The 1,432-nt window shown below is 60.5% G+C and carries 1 protein-coding gene; it reads right to left on the bottom strand.

Annotation, left to right across the window (positions count from 1 at the left end; translation table 11 throughout):
• Positions 1-291: 291 nt before the first annotated feature.
• Positions 292-1,317, bottom strand: a complete 1,026-nt coding sequence (locus FV139_RS20990) for an IS110 family RNA-guided transposase (RefSeq protein WP_148070456.1) — start codon at positions 1,315-1,317, stop codon at positions 292-294.
• Positions 1,318-1,432: the final 115 nt, after the last annotated feature.

The raw sequence follows: 1,432 nt of genomic DNA, 5'->3' as shown, positions 1-1,432 counted from the left end.
TATATGGTCTCCTCCCCCGATGCAAGGCTGGAACTCGGTGTCAGGGACAGGTTGCTGCCATATATCCGGCCTGTTTGTGGGGCTGGTAATGCTGGTGACCCCTGGCCTCGATGAGTATTCGCACCTGCCGTCCTTATCATCCAAGCGGCTTGGGTAGCCTTCGGGTTCATCAGGTTTTCGGCAGGTCGGTCTGACCTGTTGGTGACATCACGTGTTCGCTGCCTTCGCAACCTTGGGGTAGGTACCTCCTCAGTATTTCCTTGTTTTGGCTTGATCGATCGTTCAGACGACTCAAGCAGCCATTCTCGGCTGATACGTCTCGCCCCGGGCAATGACCACCCAGGCAATCCGGACCAGTTTGTTCGCCAGGGCGACTACCGCCTTGTTGTGCCCCCGGGCCTGCTTCAGGCGCATGACCCAGCGGCTCAGGGCGTCATCCTTGCCCGCAGCGTATCGCAACACCGCCTGCGCGCCGTTGACGACCTGCGAGCGGACGTAGCGGTTCCCCCGCTTGGTGATCCCCAGCAAAACCTCCCGGCCGCCGGTACTGAACTGGCGTGGTACCAGACCGAGTGCGGCGGAGGCATCACGCCCCCGACGGAACTGCCGGCCGTCCCCCATCCAGGCCTGTAATACACCGGCAACAATGGGGCCAATCCCGGGCACACCACACAGGCGCCGGCAAACGTCGTCCTCGCGAGCCTGCCGCGCCAGCTGTCGGTCGTACCAGGCGAGTTCTTCCAGCAGCCCGAGGTAGCGCGTATACGCCTGCGCCAGGATATGGCGTACCACGTTGGTCAGGCTATTACTGGCGTCTTCAAGCACCCTGGGCACACCCGCTTTGAGCGCGCCAACCCCCACAGGGAGGGCCAGTCCCCGCTCGGCGAGCAGGGCTCGCATTTGATTGCCCAGCCGAATTTGTTCTTCCTTCAGCTGTTTGCGTTGCAACACGACCAGCGCCGCATCCTGCTGTTCGACGCTTTTGACGGGCACTGGGCGTAAATGACCGTGCTGGTGTGCTTCCACCAGGGCGCGGGCATCGTTGTAGTCATTCTTCTGGCCTCGCTGGTAGCTCTTCACATGCTTGGGCGGGTAGAGCACGGCGGTATGGCCCATCTGCTCAATCTGTTGTGCGAGAAAGTGGGCACCGGAACAGGCTTCCATCACCACGGTACTCACGGGCTGCTGGGCCAGGAATTGCCGCAGCTGGGTTCGACTCTTCGTCTTGCGCCAGAGGGGCTTGCCTGTGCCGTCGTAAGCCACAAGGGCGTTACTGTTTTTTGCCAAATCCAGTCCAATCACACTATGCTTAGTCATGGTCTCCTCCTCCCGGATCTCCTCAGATCCTCAAATAGATCGACATATCTATTTTGGCGCATCGCGACGCCGATAAAGGTGGGGGAGGAGACCATCTCATCATCCATGGGGGCTC

It is taken from the genome of Parahaliea maris, assembly GCF_008064665.1.
In the GTDB taxonomy this organism is placed as follows: Bacteria; Pseudomonadota; Gammaproteobacteria; order Pseudomonadales; family Halieaceae; genus Parahaliea; species Parahaliea maris.
The sequence above is the reverse complement of the archived record's forward strand: the minus strand, read 5'-3'. Positions and strand labels throughout refer to the sequence as shown.

Excerpts from the sequence above, each read along its gene's own strand:
- FV139_RS20990 (WP_148070456.1), bottom strand. The coding sequence starts at position 1,317 with ATGACTAAGCATAGTGTGATTGGACTGGATTTGGCAAAAAACAGTAAC.